Origin of the sequence: Candidatus Pelagibacter sp., from assembly GCF_965262185.1 — a bacterium.
GTDB lineage: Bacteria > Pseudomonadota > Alphaproteobacteria > Pelagibacterales > Pelagibacteraceae > Pelagibacter.
This window is the reverse complement of record NZ_OZ253498.1, coordinates 1,455,406-1,470,167: the sequence shown is the minus strand read 5'-3', so window position 1 is coordinate 1,470,167 and position 14,762 is coordinate 1,455,406. Positions and strand designations below refer to the sequence as shown.

Sequence of the window (14,762 nt, the reverse complement as noted above, 5' to 3'; positions counted from 1 at the left end):
AACACTAGATGGTATGACCACACAAATAGATAATGACCAAATAACAGAATTGGCCGAGATGTTTAATCTTTTGGGTGAGCCAAGCCGTTTAAAGATTATTCTGGCCTGTTTGGATGAGGAACAATCGGTTAGTGCTATTAAGGAAAAGGCCAAGTTATCACAATCTTTGGCAAGCCATCATCTGCGTTTGCTAAAAGCCGCACGATTAATGAAAAGCCGTAAAGAAGGTAAGCAAGTATTTTACAGCGTTGCCGATGAACATATTGCTTGTGTGCTGCGTGATATGGTCGATCACGTTGCAGAGGAAGGTGATCATGGCTAATTGCTGCGAAGAAGTTAAAAAGCCGGATGAATGTTGCGAAACTACCAATGAAGAGCATGGCTGGGATTGCCGTTACCGTCAAATATTATGGGCGATATTACTTATCAATGCTGTAATGTTTTTTGTTGAGATAGCATCTGGTATATATTCCGGTTCACAGTCATTATTAGCTGATGCTTTAGATTTTTTTGGTGATGCGGCAAATTATGCGATTTCGCTTTATGTACTCAATAAAGCAGTGAATATACGAGCAAAAGCCTCTCTGATAAAAGGCAGTACGATGGGCGTGTTTGGTCTGTGGGTGCTTGGCAGTACAGTTTATAAAGCTATATTTGCAGAGCTTCCAAAGGCGGAAGTTATGGGTGTTATTGGATTTTTAGCGCTTGTAGCAAATGTCGTCAGCGCAATGTTATTGTATAAATATCGTAGCGGAGACAGCAACCGTGAATCCGTTTGGATTTGCAGCCGTAATGATGCCATCGGCAATATTGCCGTAATGCTGGCTGCTTTAGGTGTTTTTGTTACTGGTACTAAATGGCCTGATTTATTGGTTGCAGCTATCATTGCAGGATTAGCACTAAATGGAAGCTGGCGGATTATACGCTCGGCGAGAAAGGAATTAAAAGAGATGAAGAAATGACAAGATATGGCATTACAATTTCTGTTCTTGCTTTAATGCTGATACTGGTTACTCAGCAAACCTTATTTGCTGTCTTTGGAGGCTCATCACAATCTATGGTCATTACTCCATTTTTTAATCTGGTAAAGGTTTGGAACCCTGGTATTAGTTTTGGTATGTTACAAGATATTCCAAACGGGCAATGGGTACTTTCAGGTCTTGCAATTATGATCGTTGCATTTTTATTTGTATGGCTGAGGAAAGTAGATGATCGTTTTACCGCCATTGCGTTAGGTCTGATTATTGGCGGTGCATTAGGAAATATAATAGATAGGCTAAGATTTTCTGCTGTGTTTGACTATCTGGATTTTCATGCATTTGGTTACCACTGGCCAGCATTTAATTTATCCGACAGCTTTATTTTTATCGGTGTACTGTTACTGCTTATCGATAGTTTTAAAGACAAAGAACAGGTTAACAAAATTTAATTTAAATAAATCCATAAATTAGATTTATTATACTACACTTTAGTTCTTAATTTTAGACTGACATTTTTACTGTGTATTTTTTTTTATTTTCCATGTTTTCAGAAAGGCTGCTAATTGTAGTAAGGTAACAACTACAATAGTTGCTGCAAATGGAATCTGAGCCCAATTAGGATCAGGAACTTGCTTGTGGAAATCTTGAAAGTGCAGATATAGAAAATATGCAGTGTGAACAATAATCAACATCCATAAAACATAGGAACTCTGTTGCAAAAACTTCCAGACGGAGCCTCCTAATACTTTCTGAACCCAATCGCTTGATGAAAGCGCTAGAACAATTCCATAAACAAGAGCAATGATCCCGATTATGTTAGATAGGCCGAAACCATGTAACAACATTACGTAAAGCTTAGTTTGGGGGTGAATTACATAACCGAACAGTCGGATCAAATCCCACTCAACCCAACCAACAAGAATAATGATAGCATGAGTGACAGCAAGCAACACTCCGTGAATACCCAGTTCTCTCCTCCAAGGAATAGCTGACCGGGCTATTTTTGATAAACGGGACAGTGGACCAATCATCATGGATAAGGCAATTAATACAAAACTCATATCACCCACCGCTCTGTTCCAGCGATGCATTTCAGACCATTGGGAGCGTGATTCTATAAATGCGTAGGTCCCTATAATGACGATCAGTAACACTATAATGTGGCGCGTCTTCCATCCAAAATTTAGTCGATAGTGTGTTTTTTCTATTTTCATATTTTTCTAAGGTAATTTAAATAAATCAATTTATAGATTTTTTTCAATTATATTTTTTAAATTTTTATAGTTTAGGCTTTTGTCAAATTTTTTCTCATTAATGATTAAAGTTGGTGTTGCATTAACTTTATATTTTTTGGTACCTTCTATACGATCTTCTAATATATGGTTTTCTATTTCTTTATTATTAATACACTCATCAAAATTTAAGGAATAACCATTGTTTGATAAAAGTTTTTTTAAATTAGAATTTGCTTTTTCAACAGTATTTTCTTTGGCCCATAAAGTTTGATTTTTATATAAAAAATGTATTATTTTTGAGTCACCGTCATTTTTACAATGAACAATTTTTGCAGCATTTAAAGCCATAATATCTAATGGAAAATTTCTAAATTCTATTTTAATTAGCCCTGTATCAATAAAATCTTTTTTTAATTCAGGGTATATATTTTTATGGAAGTTTGCACATGCTGAACAGGTTAAAGATTCAAAGGCTAAAATTTTAATTGGCGCATCAACATAACCTTCAAATATTTTTTTTATGTGATTTTCTGCTTTTACTGAAATTGTGATTAAAAAAATGAATAAAATAATAAAAATATTTCTTTTTACACTCATGGTCTTATTTCCTTTTAGTTATTAATATTTAAACTTTAATTATGTCGCTATCCAATTTTAATTATATTATTTCCAACAAATTCATACTTTGGTATTTCTAAGTTTGTAGGAGCTGGACCTTTTCTTATTCTTCCTGATGTATCATAATGTGAACCATGGCATGGACAAAACCATCCTCCATATTCACCTTTGTCACCTAAAGGAACACAACCAAGGTGAGTGCAAATTCCAATCATTACAAGCCATTCATCTTTTTTTACTCTATCTTCATCTTTTTCTGGATCTTTAAGTTCTTCTAAATTAACTTTTCTGGCACTCTCAATATCTAGTTTAGTTCTTCTTCTGATAAAAACTGGTTTACCTCTCCATAAAACTGTAATTGTGTTACCAGGTTTTAAAGCGCTTACATCAACTTCTGTACTCGCTAATGCTTTAACTGAAGCGTCTGGATTCATTTGGTCAATTAAAGGCCAAACTACAGCTCCAACTCCAACTGCTCCAACAGCGTAAGAGGCAGTGAATAGAAAATCTCTTCTTACAGGTTTTTTGTCTTTTGAAGTATTTTTCATTATTATATTTAATGACAAGCTTGATTAAATTTTTTAAGCCTCCAATAATTATAAGGCCATGGAGTTAAAAAACCCACTGTCAGCATTATTGGTACCACCCACCAAGTTAACATAGCGCCACCTGTTAAAAGATAATCTGTCAAATTCATTGCAACTTCCATACTAACCATTGAAATGAAACTCATCCCACAAGCTGTTTTTAATGCTTTAACAAATTTAAAATCTTGTCTCATTAAAATAAAGGTTTCAAGCATAATGCTGGTTAATAAACCATTAATAATTGCTAAAGTCATAATAGCTAAAACTGGCCATGGAATACCTGTTATTTGAAAATATAAAATAGTTCCAAAGTCTCCAATTACACACCCGATAACACACCACATAGTATTTTTAGCACTTTTTCTCCACGTGTGTTTACACGACCAATTAAAATCTTCAGATGTAATGTTTTTTTCTATCATTTATTAGTTGATTTAAACTTCAACAATAAAGATGTTATAGACTCTCCACCTACAAGAGAGTCAAATTAATATTAAGGGTTTAAATTTATAATATTGCTTAGCATAATCGTTTAGAAATATTAGTTTTTATTCTTTAAAATAAAGTTTAAAGTAAAAGAATTACAAAATTTACACAAAGTAGAGAATCAAATGAAAATTAGTGAAGCCGCAAATAGAATCAAAGTTCCAATTAAAAAAATAAGATATTACTCTGATATTGGACTTATTAGACCCAGTAGAGTTAATAATGGCTATAGGGATTTTACAGAAAATGACTTAATAAAACTTCAATTAATAGTAAAATCAAGATCTTTTGGTTTTTCTATAAAAGAGTGTTCAACGTTAATAGAATTATTTGAAAACAAAAGTAGATATAGCAAGGATGTTAAGGAAATTGCTGTACTAAAAATAAACGATATTGAAAACAAAATTAAATCCTTAAATATGTTAAAGAAAAATTTACAAAAAATATCCAAACAATGCAAAGGTGATAAAAATTCAAATTGCTCTATTTTAGATAATTTAACATTAATAAATTAAATTATAGTTTTAGACGAACGCGTAATTATTGTTTGAAAGCTTTTATTAATTCATGAAGATTAATTTATATGGTCATGAATACAGAATATTCCCCATCAATAAGCTGATAAATAACATAAGGCGCTTCTTTATTTCCTGGCATACCAGGTGTCCCAATTGGCATTCCAGGCAAAGCTATGCCGTCAATATCAGGTTGATCTTTTAGTAATTTATTTATCGCTTCAATAGGCACATGACCTTCTATAAAATATTTACCCACAACACTAGTATGACAAGATTGCATTTCTCCTGGAATATTATGTTTTTTTTTAATCAAGTCGAGACTTGTCATATTTGTTTTTTTTACCTTAAACTGTTCTCCTTCAAGAAATGAAACGTATCCATTACAGCATCCACAAGTTGGAGTTTTAAAAACTTCGACAGTATATTTGCTAGTTTTTGCAACGGGAAAAGCATCTTGTTTATTAGTGACAAAGTTAAAAATATAAACAGATGATATTAATAAAACTACTAATATAACTGATATAGAAAATTTAGATTTTAAATTCATAATATTTTTTTAATTCTGTTCATTTTAATTTTTAATATATTAAATAATTACAAAAACCAAACTACTACTTCCTAACTGTGAATTTTTTATTAACCCCATCTTCTTTAACATACTTTTTACTATTGATGGAAATAAGACAAACAAAAATTGTGTATTCATCAAAAACCATAAACTAACTTATCAATCTAACTTAACACCAATATATCTTCTTTGGTTCTGTGCGTTATAGATCACAATTAAAATTGTTTTTTGATTAGATTTTAAAGCGGTATCTACTATGTCTTCAAGATCTTCTATAGATTTAATCTTTTTCTTTTGAGCTTCAATTATGACGTCACCTACATTTAAATAATCTATTGGACTATTTTTACCGATATTAGTTATAACTAAGCCCGTTGTTTGGTTGGGCAGCTTTCTTTCCTCAATATCTTTATCATTCAAAAGTCGTGCTATAATTTTTAAAGACTTAATTTCTGAAATATCTGGTGTTTCGGGTGTTACTTCTTTTTTTTCTTCTTTAAAATCACTTGATGTTTCTAATCTTCCCAACTTAATTTTTTTAACTATTTCTTTTTTATTTCTCCAAATTTTAACATTTACAGTCTTACCAACTTCTGTTTGTGCAACAATTATCGGTAATTCTTTCATTTCATTAATTTTGGTGTTGTTAAATTCTAATATGATGTCTCCATCTTTAATTCCTGCATTATCAGAAGGACTTTTTTCAGCTACACTTGCAACCAAAACTCCTCTCGGTTCATCTAATCCTTCTACATCTGCAATTTCTTGAGTAACAACTTGAATTCTAACCCCAAGCCATCCTCTTTTTGTTTCACCAAATTCTATTAACTGACTAACAACTTTTTTTGCACTATTAGATGGTATTGAAAAACCTATTCCAATTGATCCACCTTTACCTAGGATTGCAGTATTAATTCCAATGACATCACCATTTATATCAAATAATGGACCGCCTGAATTACCTGAGTTTATTGAGGCATCTGTTTGAATATAGTCTTCATAACGCGAAAGGCCAATGGATCTATTCCTAGCTGAAATAATTCCTGAGGTAACCGTTCCTCCTAAACCAAATGGATTACCAATTGCAATAACCCAATCACCAATCCTCGCTTTATCAGAATCTCCAAACTGAACTGGTATAAATTTTTCCTTTGAATCGATTTGAAGAACTGCAATATCAGATAAAGGGTCTGCCCCAATAATTGTTGCTTTGTATTCTTTATCTCCACCCACTCTAACAACAATATCCTCTGAATCTTTGATAACGTGATTATTGGTAATTACAATTCCTTTTTCATCAATTATAAACCCCGAACCTAATGCTGCAGATTTTCTTGTTTGTGGTGTTCCAAATTCCTTGAACATATCTTCAAAAGGTGATCCTGGGGGAAATTGAAATCCAGGGAATGGGTTGGCATTAGTAGTTACCGTTGTAGTTGTTGTTGAAATATTTACAACTGATGGCATTAACCTTTCTGCTAAATCTGCAAATGATGTTGGTGCAGCTTTAACATTTATTTGTAGTACAAGAGTAACTGTAAAAAATACTATTAATAATTTTTTAATTCTATTCATTTTAATTTTTAATATAAATCTTCCACCTACGAGAGAGTCAAATAAAAATTTTGTAATTACTAAGTTGCAAAATAAGGGTTATTAAGAAAAGTATTGATGATACTTGAGAACACTTTAACTGTGAGGTAGGCTGAAGGTAATGAAATTTATAATAATATTTATTTGCATAATAACTACCACTGTTGGTTACGCTATAGAAAAACCAGATATCAAAAATTTAATATTAACAAAAAATCTAAAAACTTATGAAAAGGTAATTTTTAAAGACAAAAATCAAAAAGATGTTGATTTAGCCAATTATAAAGGGAAATTAATAATACTTAATTTTTGGGCTACCTGGTGTCTTCCGTGTAAAGAAGAAATGCCTTCATTAGATAATTTACAAAAAAACATTAATTTAAATAACCTAAAAATCTTTCCAATAAATATTAGTCAAGAAAGTCTGCCAAAAGCAGAATCTTTTTTTAAGGAGTTGAATATTAAAAATTTAGATATTTACTTTGATTCGCCCATAACATTGGCAAAAAAAATTTCTTTAAGAGGAATTCCAACAAGTATTTTATTTAATAAAGAAGGCAAAGAATTTGCAAGAATTATAGGTCCTATCGATTTTAATGATAAGGAATTTATTAATTGGTTGAAGCTTTATAATTAATTCAAGTTATATTTTTGCATAAATAAATACTAAATCTCATAGGGTGACCATACAGAACATTTTTCTTATAATGAATTAATTAGATCAGGCGCTATTTTTTTAGATTTACCAGAATATCTAATTGCTTTAATAGCATCTAGATTAGACTTATCGTCACCGACAATTATAAAGCCAATCATTCCAACGCTTTTATGTGGAGTACACCAATAAGCATAAATACCCGGGGTATCAAATTTAAATTCTACATCTTGACTATATTTAGATTTAAATTTTTCAACACCTTCAGGAACGCCACCTTTAATAAACTCTACATTATGTCCTTTATTGGTAGCTTTCCAAAAAACTTTATCTCCAACATTTATTTTTACAATTTTTTGAGAAAAAACCATGATTTCTTTTTCTTGTTTATTTAACATTTCTACTGTTGCATCGGCTGCAAGGGAAGCGGTGTTTAAAAAAATTACTGAAAACAAAGTTGTAACTAGGGTGGCTATTTTTTTTATCATGGTTAATTTAACTTTCTTCGCATATGAGTTAATAAATTATTATTATACACATAATTAGTAAAAAAAAATAATCAACTTTGTTAAGTGTAACAAGTTACCACATTAATATTAAGCCAACTTATAATTTAATTTTTATTTAAACACCTTATTAGGTTCAATTTGAAAATAATTTAATTAGATTTTTTATCTAAAATTAGTTTTCTAATTTTTTCTGAATTAATACAACCACCTGGTTCTCGAACTTTTATAAAATCTATATTTTTTTTTTTGAGATATTTTGCTACATTTAAAATATGTAGGCTTTTCCCACTACCTTCAATACCTTCAAAAACTATTACAGGTTTTTTAGACATCACCCCAGATTAAATAGTTCAAAGACTTTATTAATCTAGTAAAGATATTAACTTTATCGACATCTTTAGCGGCCAAGAGATCATATTCTCCTATGAGTTCCTCATCATAAACAACTCTAAATTTACCAATTACATCATCTTTTTTAATTGGGGCTTCAATAGGTCCCTCATATTTTAAAGCAACTTTTAATAGGTTTTTTTTTGCTTTTTTTATTGTCTTAAATATATCTTCGTTAACATAAACATCGACTTGATTTTCTTTTCCAAGCCATACATCAACTTTATCTATTGTTTCACTTGATTTATTTATTTCGACTAAATCAAAATTCGTTAAACCGTAAGTTAAAAGTTTAGAACTTTCTCTAGATCTTGAATTTTTAGTTTCAAAACCACTACCTACTGCAATCAATCTTCTTCCATCTCTTATTAATGAGGATGCAAGAGAATATTTTTCAACAGCTAAATAACCTGTTTTAATACCATCTGCTCCCATATTTTTATATAATAATGGATTACGATTACCTTGGGTAATAGGATCTCCCCCTGTTCTATCCCAAGTAAATTCTTTTTCTGCAAAATATTTATATTCTTCGGGAAATTCTTTAATAAGAAAATTAGACATAATCATAATATCTCTAACAGTAGATACATTTTCTGTATTATTTATCCCTGATGAGTTGGCAAAATTTGTATTTTCCATGCCTATTTCTTTAGCTTTAGATGTCATCATAATAGCAAATTCATCTTCTGTCCCCGCTATACCTTCTGCTAATGCAACGCAAGCATCATTGCCAGAAGCAACTATTATTCCTTTAAGTAAATTTTCTACACTTACTTCATCACCAATCATTATGAACATTGAAGAATAACCAGCAGACGATAAACGCCAAGCATTTTCAGAAATTATAAATTTATCATTAAGATTTAGATCACCACTTCTTATTAAATCAAACGCAATAATAGCCGTCATAATTTTTGTCATCGAAGCTGGGTATATAGATTTATCTGCTTCTTTTTCATAGAGTATTTCACCTGAGAGAAAATCTTGCAGTATTGCAGTCCTTGCTTTTATTTCAAATGCAGCAATTGAATTAAAAGTTAAAAGTGCAGATATTAGTATTATTAAAAATTTTGCTTTAATCATTATTTATAATTTTAATGTTTTTAAATTGCATTATGCTTATATCATTATATGTTTTTTCTAGAGAATTGATGTTGTCAAATGGTCCCAAATATACTCTGTATTTCTTATCAGCTATTTTTTTTATTACATAAGAAAATTTAAGCTATCACCGTGTGTCACCTCCCCCGCTAACTCTTGCATAAGACAGATCTTTAAATCTATCAATGGTCCACTCTTCTTCTGCTTGAGCCTGATAAGCAATTACCATTAAAAAAAGAATTAAATGTGCTGAAACAAAAATTAAGAACCTCTTCATGATTTAAGCTCCACATTTATTCCGTTTTTCTTGAGTATTTTAATTATTTTCTCCCAAATGATGCTGTTATGGGTACTGGGACTGAGTTCAAATCTGAAGGTTTGTTTGTAAACTGGGCTGCAATTATCGTAAGCTATATAGGCACTTACATGACAGTATTTATTAATACCGTTTTTTTCCATATATCAAAACTCCTATTGTTTTTTTTTAAGGTAAGTAATTTGTAGTTGGTAATGGTTTCACTCCTCTTCCAATCAAGAGGTTTACGTAGAGAGGGTAATAATGAAAAGAAACGTAAACGCAAAAAAAGGAATGAAATCCAATGCATGATTCTACTTAGATCATTAATCTTTGGCTCTACTAAGTCTGAAATATGTTCACAAAAAGTTTTATTACGTGTGGTTATTTATATATAAGACTTTTGACGCGACTCTAAAAGTTAGTAGTGTCTAGGTGATGGAATTGGGGATGATTACTGGTGAAAAGATAAATTTTATTTGCACAACAAGATATGTCTCTCCATCAGGAATACTACTAATGAACCTTTGATATAAGCCTCTTACAAATTATTACAAATCCTTAGAGTACTTGAGAGTGCTTCAACTTTGAAGGTCTTGCCCAAGATTGGGGAGATTTATTAAAATTTTTTTCCTTGGTTGTGGTTTTTCCCCAAAAGAAATTACCCTGATAGCTATCATTTCAGAAAATAATATGAATATATTAGGTGCTGTTATGAAATCACTACTTTGACCAAAAGGGTTTTTTTTATGTAGTAGCCATATTTTTTATTATAGAGAGATTCCTCTATAAATTTATCTAAGGTAAATAAATCACTGTTTTTATTTTTCATTATTTCTTAAATAAAATAAGAATGTGCCAGCTACTAAAAAAAGGATACTTATTAACTGACCTAGCGTTAAGTTTAAAATTAAATAACCAATTTGAGGGTCGGGAGATCTAAAAAATTCTATAAGAAATCTAAATAAAGAATAAAAAATTAAAAATAAAGCTGATATTTTTCCTGGACTTTGTAAATAATTTTTCTTGAAGAAATAACCAAGCACAAGAAACAAAATAATCCCTTCAAAAAAAGCCTCATATAACTGTGAAGGGTGTCTTTTAATATTGTCTATCAATACAAATTGAACAGACCAAGGTAAGTCAGTTGCTCTTCCAATAAGTTCTGAATTTATAAAATTTGCAATTCTTCCAAAAAAAATTCCAATAGGTGCTGATAGCGCTACCAAATCTAAGAATATAAATTGATTAACTTTATGTTTGCTTGAAAATAGTTGAGATGCAACAATAACCCCTATTAAGCCTCCATGAAAGGACATTCCTCCATTCCACACCATTAGAATTTCAAAAGGGTTTTCTAAGTAATATTCTAAATTATAAAATAGTGCATAACCAATTCTTCCACCTAAAATTACACCTATAATTAGATATGTAATAAAGTCGTCAAATAGATCTAATATGTGCTTGTCTTTAATTAATTTTTTTTTACAGTATGTCCACCCCAATATAATTCCAACAATATAAGCCAACGAATACCATCTAATTTCTAATGAAAAAATATGAAAAGCAACTGGGTCAAAATTATTAATAAACATTTTTTAAAACTGAATATAAAATATATTATTTTTTTATAAATTAATATATGTCAAAATCAAAATTTGTAATTAATGTTACTAAAAGGACCTAAATATACTCTATATTTTTTATCAGAAATTTTTTTAATTTTAAAATTTTTATTTTTATTATCCTTAATTATTATTTACTGATTGAAATTTGTCTTTCATATATTTCATCGTCCCAATGACTTTTTATGTATGAAAGAACAGAATCTATTTGCTTATCACTCATTTTATCACCAAAGCCAACCATCTTTCCTTTATAATTTTTTACCAAGTTGACAAATCCATGTTTAATTATGTTATGTAATAACTCATCTGAATGATGCCATGTGTGACCTGAGCCATTTAATGGTGGAGGCAAATTGTGTCCATCCTTATCCTTACCTTTCCAATTTTTAGCTCCTGATAAATTGGGCATATGACAGCTTGCACAATACTGATTGTACAATAACTCACCTCTTGCAATGGCAATTTTTGAATCTCTTGTTATTGGATAGTGATTGCTAGCATTTGCAAATTGAATATTAAATAAAAATAAAACAAATACCGTAAGTACAAGTGAAAATTTCATAATTTTAAGATAAATCTATTTTTATTTTTATCAATAAAAAATATTCAATTTTTATTTGTACGATCTTAATTATTTCTTTTTGGGCTGAGGCTAAAGAGATTTTATTGCTTCATAGATTTTAGCTTTATCAGTTTGACCAATGCTCCTATATACTTCTTTATTATTTTTATAGATGACAATTGTTGTCCAATAAGCAATACTTAATTGTTTTGCTATATCTTTGTCTTTTGTTTGTTCAAAACTTAAAAAAAGAATGTCACTAAACTCTTTTCAGTCTAATAAATGAAAAAATTAAAAAAATATATATCAAAATTAATATAAAAAAGATTTTATTCCCATATAACATAAAAGGTGTGGATTTAACTAATTTACTCTCAGACAGCTCCACATATCCTGTTGATCCAAATTCTACTTTTTTTTCAATAACTCCCATAGGGTTTATAATTGCAGAAATCCCATTGTTTGCAGATCTAATTATATATTTTCCACTCTCAATTGATCTAAAAATACTATGTGAAAAATGCTGTTTAGGGCCTACAGAATTTCCAAACCAACCATCTTCTGAAATATTAATTATATAATCAAAATTATTATTTCTAGATAATTTACCTGAATAAATTATTTCGTAACAAATTAAAGGAAGTAGATTTAAATCAATTTTATTATTTTTTATATTCAGCGGAATCCTATTTTCTCCACTAGAGAAGGATTGATAATTATTAGTTACTGTTTTAAGGCCTATTAAACTAAGAATGCTTTCAAAAGGAGTAAACTCTCCGAATGGTACCAAATTAACTTTATTGTATTTTGCGATGAGATCTAGCTTATTGTTAAATATAGCCATTGAGTTATAAAATAAATCTTTATTATTTTTTGTCTCCATACTATTTAAACCCATGATGATTAAATCATCCTCACCAAAGTTATTTAAAAATAAGTTTTTATACACACTCATATCTCTTAAGTAACTGTCTGGAATAATCCCCTCTGGCCACACAAAAATTGTAGGTTCAATTTTTGTTGGGGCGCTTAGTTCTATAAGCTCATTAATTATTTTTAACTCATCTTGTTTTGAATAAAACCTATCTAGACTAATGTTTGATGATATTGCTTTTATTGTATAAGAGTTTTTTACACTTTCTAAATAATTAAAATTATCATTTTTTATTTGACCAAATATTAGAAACCCAGCAGACATTAAAATAAAAAAAAAACAAACCATAATTTCTTTTCTAGAGTTTCTTAAAATAAATAAAGCAGGAACGGTAAATAAAGAGATGCAAATTAAATTAAAAGAATAAGTTCCAATAATAGAAAGAATTTGAATAAAATAAATACTGTTTGAAAAACTAAATGCGATTAAATTCCAAGGAAAGCCTGTAAGTATAGAGCCCCTGACAAATTCAATTATTCCAAATAAAATTGAAAAAATAAAAAAAGAAATAATTACATTTTTTGAATAAAAAATTGAAAATAAATATGTCATTAAGCCATAAAATATAGCTAAAAAAGCTGGTAATAAAATTATAGCCACTGGGATTAAAAACTTAAAACTTTGATCAAAAGTTAATGAAATCACTATCCAATATAGGCTAAATAAAAAATATCCAAATCCAAAACACCACCCATATTTAAAAAAAGATTTATTGTTTGATGTTCTTTTTTTTTTATTAAAAATAAAAATAAAAAATAAGGAAAAAGTAATAAAATTGATTATAAAATAATTATATGGTGGTAAGCTGTAAGAGCTTATTGATCCTAAAGAAATAATATAAAGAGAATTTAAAAAGTTTTTTTTAAACAAGTTTGATAACCTTTGTTTCAATAGTTTTATAAATTTTTTCTTCTTCAATTAGCATGTCTTTAAAATCTTTTAATTTAATATGGTCATAACCTAATAAATGAAGAAAATCGTGAATAAAAATCTTAGTTACTTTACTTTTAAACTCCAGTGTACTTAAGCCTTTTGGTTTATTCATAAATTCATAACTAACAACAATGTCTCCAATATAGGTAATTTTTTATATTAAGTTTTTCATTAACTTTCCTTCATCTATAATCCAACCCTACTTGACCTTAAATTTAGTGTCTAGGTGATGGAATGATTGTCCCGATCCTGGTTAAAACTGCGCTATTCTTGGTCCTTTATTAGTAGAATAACACTTCCTGCATATTGGGCCTGAGTTAAGATTACCCTCATATTCCGTCGTGATTTGAGTATGAACTTGTTCGTGGTTCCCACAGTTAATACAACGGTCTATGGCTGGCTTGTCGTAACTCAAGTAATCATATTTTTTTTGAGATAATTTTTGCATAATATTTTTTGTAAAATAATTTTATTATATTTTTTTAAGAAAAGATTCATTTAAATGATCTTATCCACGGAAATCTATTTTGATCTCACTAGCTCTATAAAACAGACATACAATACCTTCCTATAAGATACATCTAATAGTATGGAGGAAGTCCGTCTTAAGAGTCCACAGCTCAACGGAGAACCCATTAGGACCCCTTTTGAATCCGTTCGCCTTTGCAGAACGAGAGGGAGCAACAGCGACCGACTATGGACGATCTGTGATCCGGAAAGACTCGTAAGAGTTGTAATAAGATAAAAAAGATTAGCAAAAAAGTGTGTTCGAAATCCGCATAAAGACTCGCTAATAGATTAACAGAGTGCATCTATAAATTGTAAATAGCATCACCGCCGTTGTTGATTAGTAAGAGGTTAATTTTATCGAGTGTAGTCATTTTGTAGTCATTGATATGTTAGATGCTTGACGAGGATTCCAGAAGTTACTAATATCAACGTTAATGAAAGGAAATTTTAAGAAGCTTTTTGATTTGTAATCAATAGGTCCGCGGTTCGAATCCGTGCGGGGGCACCATAATTTTCTCTACCAAGCTGTTAACTTCCAACACTCCCCAACATTCTCAATACGAACATAGCAACCAAAAAATGACATTATTTTAAATGCAAAAAATCCTGAAATTAAAATTAGTACAACTAATACAATTGGATTAATTTTATTCATCT

Annotated in this window: 21 protein-coding genes; 5 read left to right on the top strand and 16 right to left on the bottom strand. The window is 29.8% G+C overall.

All coding sequences use genetic code 11. The features are described 5' to 3' along the window. Window positions 1–13 precede the first annotated feature (13 nt). Genes ACQY31_RS08005 through lspA form a run of 3 tightly spaced genes read left to right on the top strand, consistent with a single transcriptional unit; the run spans window position 14 to window position 1,429 of the window. Complete coding sequence (locus ACQY31_RS08005; protein ID WP_428079957.1) at window positions 14–322, top strand: ArsR/SmtB family transcription factor; 309 nt, start codon at window positions 14–16, stop codon at window positions 320–322. Then, complete coding sequence (locus ACQY31_RS08000) at window positions 315–962, top strand: cation transporter (protein ID WP_428079956.1); 648 nt, start codon at window positions 315–317, stop codon at window positions 960–962. Before ACQY31_RS08005 ends, ACQY31_RS08000 begins: the two co-directional genes overlap by 8 nt. Continuing rightward, window positions 959–1,429, top strand: coding sequence for a signal peptidase II (gene lspA / locus ACQY31_RS07995; protein ID WP_428079955.1), 471 nt, complete (start codon window positions 959–961; stop codon window positions 1,427–1,429). The genes ACQY31_RS08000 and lspA overlap by 4 nt, the downstream gene beginning before the upstream one ends. A gap of 66 nt (window positions 1,430–1,495) precedes the next feature. Here the strand turns inward: lspA and ACQY31_RS07990 are convergent, their stop codons facing one another. Genes ACQY31_RS07990 through ACQY31_RS07975 form a run of 4 tightly spaced genes read right to left on the bottom strand, consistent with a single transcriptional unit; the run spans window position 1,496 to window position 3,764 of the window. Continuing rightward, complete coding sequence (locus ACQY31_RS07990) at window positions 1,496–2,194, bottom strand: ferric reductase-like transmembrane domain-containing protein (RefSeq protein WP_428079954.1); 699 nt, start codon at window positions 2,192–2,194, stop codon at window positions 1,496–1,498. A 30-nt stretch (window positions 2,195–2,224) separates the two neighbouring features. Then, window positions 2,225–2,812 carry a thioredoxin domain-containing protein gene (locus ACQY31_RS07985; protein ID WP_428079953.1) on the bottom strand — a complete coding sequence of 196 codons (588 nt, stop codon included), beginning with the start codon at window positions 2,810–2,812 and terminating at the stop codon, window positions 2,225–2,227. A 47-nt stretch (window positions 2,813–2,859) separates the two neighbouring features. After that, a complete protein-coding gene (petA, locus tag ACQY31_RS07980; RefSeq protein WP_428079952.1) occupies window positions 2,860–3,381 on the bottom strand; it encodes a ubiquinol-cytochrome c reductase iron-sulfur subunit in 522 nt (173 codons plus the stop codon). An 8-nt stretch (window positions 3,382–3,389) separates the two neighbouring features. Continuing rightward, complete coding sequence (locus tag ACQY31_RS07975) at window positions 3,390–3,764, bottom strand: DUF4396 domain-containing protein (RefSeq protein ID WP_428081212.1); 375 nt, start codon at window positions 3,762–3,764, stop codon at window positions 3,390–3,392. A gap of 267 nt (window positions 3,765–4,031) precedes the next feature. On the opposite strand from ACQY31_RS07975, the gene ACQY31_RS07970 reads away from it, so the two are divergent. Then, window positions 4,032–4,421 (top strand): MerR family transcriptional regulator, encoded by a 390-nt coding sequence (locus tag ACQY31_RS07970; protein WP_428079951.1) that lies wholly within the window; start codon window positions 4,032–4,034, stop codon window positions 4,419–4,421. 64 nt (window positions 4,422–4,485) lie between these two features. Here the strand turns inward: ACQY31_RS07970 and ACQY31_RS07965 are convergent, their stop codons facing one another. Next, complete coding sequence (locus ACQY31_RS07965) at window positions 4,486–4,971, bottom strand: DUF411 domain-containing protein (protein WP_428079950.1); 486 nt, start codon at window positions 4,969–4,971, stop codon at window positions 4,486–4,488. A gap of 180 nt (window positions 4,972–5,151) precedes the next feature. Then, window positions 5,152–6,567 carry a Do family serine endopeptidase gene (locus ACQY31_RS07960; protein ID WP_428079949.1) on the bottom strand — a complete coding sequence of 472 codons (1,416 nt, stop codon included), beginning with the start codon at window positions 6,565–6,567 and terminating at the stop codon, window positions 5,152–5,154. A 139-nt stretch (window positions 6,568–6,706) separates the two neighbouring features. Here ACQY31_RS07960 and ACQY31_RS07955 point away from each other — a divergent pair, with 139 nt between their 5' ends. Then, complete coding sequence (locus ACQY31_RS07955) at window positions 6,707–7,222, top strand: TlpA family protein disulfide reductase (RefSeq protein ID WP_428079948.1); 516 nt, start codon at window positions 6,707–6,709, stop codon at window positions 7,220–7,222. Between the two features lie 65 nt (window positions 7,223–7,287). On the opposite strand, the gene ACQY31_RS07950 is transcribed toward ACQY31_RS07955, so the two are convergent. From ACQY31_RS07950 to ACQY31_RS07905, 10 genes are all read right to left on the bottom strand, one after another. Beyond that, window positions 7,288–7,728 carry a pseudoazurin gene (locus ACQY31_RS07950; protein ID WP_428079947.1) on the bottom strand — a complete coding sequence of 147 codons (441 nt, stop codon included), beginning with the start codon at window positions 7,726–7,728 and terminating at the stop codon, window positions 7,288–7,290. A 170-nt stretch (window positions 7,729–7,898) separates the two neighbouring features. Then, the gene (locus ACQY31_RS07945) at window positions 7,899–8,081 is read right to left on the bottom strand and encodes a dTMP kinase (RefSeq protein WP_428079946.1); all 183 of its coding nucleotides are present in this window, start codon (window positions 8,079–8,081) and stop codon (window positions 7,899–7,901) included. Then, window positions 8,074–9,225 (bottom strand): D-alanyl-D-alanine carboxypeptidase family protein, encoded by a 1,152-nt coding sequence (locus tag ACQY31_RS07940; protein WP_428079945.1) that lies wholly within the window; start codon window positions 9,223–9,225, stop codon window positions 8,074–8,076. The genes ACQY31_RS07945 and ACQY31_RS07940 overlap by 8 nt, the downstream gene beginning before the upstream one ends. Window positions 9,226–9,370: 145 nt before the next feature. Then, window positions 9,371–9,520, bottom strand: a complete 150-nt coding sequence (locus ACQY31_RS07935; RefSeq protein WP_428079944.1) for a hypothetical protein — start codon at window positions 9,518–9,520, stop codon at window positions 9,371–9,373. A gap of 839 nt (window positions 9,521–10,359) precedes the next feature. Then, on the bottom strand, window positions 10,360–11,133 hold the full coding sequence (gene lgt / locus ACQY31_RS07930; protein ID WP_428079943.1) for a prolipoprotein diacylglyceryl transferase: 774 nt from the start codon (window positions 11,131–11,133) through the stop codon (window positions 10,360–10,362). Window positions 11,134–11,293: 160 nt separating this feature from the next. Then, window positions 11,294–11,728, bottom strand: a complete 435-nt coding sequence (locus ACQY31_RS07925; RefSeq protein WP_428079942.1) for a c-type cytochrome — start codon at window positions 11,726–11,728, stop codon at window positions 11,294–11,296. A 90-nt stretch (window positions 11,729–11,818) separates the two neighbouring features. Then, window positions 11,819–11,944: a hypothetical protein gene (locus ACQY31_RS07920; protein WP_428081210.1), complete on the bottom strand. Its 126-nt coding sequence runs from the start codon at window positions 11,942–11,944 to the stop codon at window positions 11,819–11,821. 43 nt (window positions 11,945–11,987) lie between these two features. After that, window positions 11,988–13,532 carry an apolipoprotein N-acyltransferase gene (lnt, locus tag ACQY31_RS07915; RefSeq protein ID WP_428079941.1) on the bottom strand — a complete coding sequence of 515 codons (1,545 nt, stop codon included), beginning with the start codon at window positions 13,530–13,532 and terminating at the stop codon, window positions 11,988–11,990. Further along, window positions 13,525–13,707: an rRNA maturation RNAse YbeY gene (locus ACQY31_RS07910; RefSeq protein WP_428079940.1), complete on the bottom strand. Its 183-nt coding sequence runs from the start codon at window positions 13,705–13,707 to the stop codon at window positions 13,525–13,527. The genes lnt and ACQY31_RS07910 overlap by 8 nt, the downstream gene beginning before the upstream one ends. Before the next feature lie 915 nt (window positions 13,708–14,622). Further along, window positions 14,623–14,760 carry a hypothetical protein gene (locus tag ACQY31_RS07905; protein WP_428079939.1) on the bottom strand — a complete coding sequence of 46 codons (138 nt, stop codon included), beginning with the start codon at window positions 14,758–14,760 and terminating at the stop codon, window positions 14,623–14,625. Between the last annotated feature and the right edge of the window lie 2 nt (window positions 14,761–14,762).

Excerpts from the sequence above, each read along its gene's own strand:
- ACQY31_RS07955 (WP_428079948.1), top strand. The coding sequence starts at position 6,707 with ATGAAATTTATAATAATATTTATTTGCATAATAACTACCACTGTTGGT.
- ACQY31_RS07940 (WP_428079945.1), bottom strand. The coding sequence starts at position 9,225 with ATGATTAAAGCAAAATTTTTAATAATACTAATATCTGCACTTTTAACT.
- ACQY31_RS07945 (WP_428079946.1), bottom strand. The coding sequence starts at position 8,081 with ATGTCTAAAAAACCTGTAATAGTTTTTGAAGGTATTGAAGGTAGTGGG.
- lspA (WP_428079955.1), top strand. The coding sequence starts at position 959 with ATGACAAGATATGGCATTACAATTTCTGTTCTTGCTTTAATGCTGATA.
- ACQY31_RS07985 (WP_428079953.1), bottom strand. The coding sequence starts at position 2,812 with ATGAGTGTAAAAAGAAATATTTTTATTATTTTATTCATTTTTTTAATC.
- ACQY31_RS07960 (WP_428079949.1), bottom strand. The coding sequence starts at position 6,567 with ATGAATAGAATTAAAAAATTATTAATAGTATTTTTTACAGTTACTCTT.
- ACQY31_RS07975 (WP_428081212.1), bottom strand. The coding sequence starts at position 3,764 with ATGTGGTGTGTTATCGGGTGTGTAATTGGAGACTTTGGAACTATTTTA.
- ACQY31_RS07910 (WP_428079940.1), bottom strand. The coding sequence starts at position 13,707 with ATGAATAAACCAAAAGGCTTAAGTACACTGGAGTTTAAAAGTAAAGTA.
- petA (WP_428079952.1), bottom strand. The coding sequence starts at position 3,381 with ATGAAAAATACTTCAAAAGACAAAAAACCTGTAAGAAGAGATTTTCTA.
- ACQY31_RS07905 (WP_428079939.1), bottom strand. The coding sequence starts at position 14,760 with ATGAATAAAATTAATCCAATTGTATTAGTTGTACTAATTTTAATTTCA.
- ACQY31_RS07965 (WP_428079950.1), bottom strand. The coding sequence starts at position 4,971 with ATGAATTTAAAATCTAAATTTTCTATATCAGTTATATTAGTAGTTTTA.
- ACQY31_RS08005 (WP_428079957.1), top strand. The coding sequence starts at position 14 with ATGACCACACAAATAGATAATGACCAAATAACAGAATTGGCCGAGATG.
- ACQY31_RS08000 (WP_428079956.1), top strand. The coding sequence starts at position 315 with ATGGCTAATTGCTGCGAAGAAGTTAAAAAGCCGGATGAATGTTGCGAA.
- lgt (WP_428079943.1), bottom strand. The coding sequence starts at position 11,133 with ATGTTTATTAATAATTTTGACCCAGTTGCTTTTCATATTTTTTCATTA.
- ACQY31_RS07935 (WP_428079944.1), bottom strand. The coding sequence starts at position 9,520 with ATGAAGAGGTTCTTAATTTTTGTTTCAGCACATTTAATTCTTTTTTTA.
- ACQY31_RS07970 (WP_428079951.1), top strand. The coding sequence starts at position 4,032 with ATGAAAATTAGTGAAGCCGCAAATAGAATCAAAGTTCCAATTAAAAAA.
- ACQY31_RS07990 (WP_428079954.1), bottom strand. The coding sequence starts at position 2,194 with ATGAAAATAGAAAAAACACACTATCGACTAAATTTTGGATGGAAGACG.
- ACQY31_RS07925 (WP_428079942.1), bottom strand. The coding sequence starts at position 11,728 with ATGAAATTTTCACTTGTACTTACGGTATTTGTTTTATTTTTATTTAAT.
- ACQY31_RS07950 (WP_428079947.1), bottom strand. The coding sequence starts at position 7,728 with ATGATAAAAAAAATAGCCACCCTAGTTACAACTTTGTTTTCAGTAATT.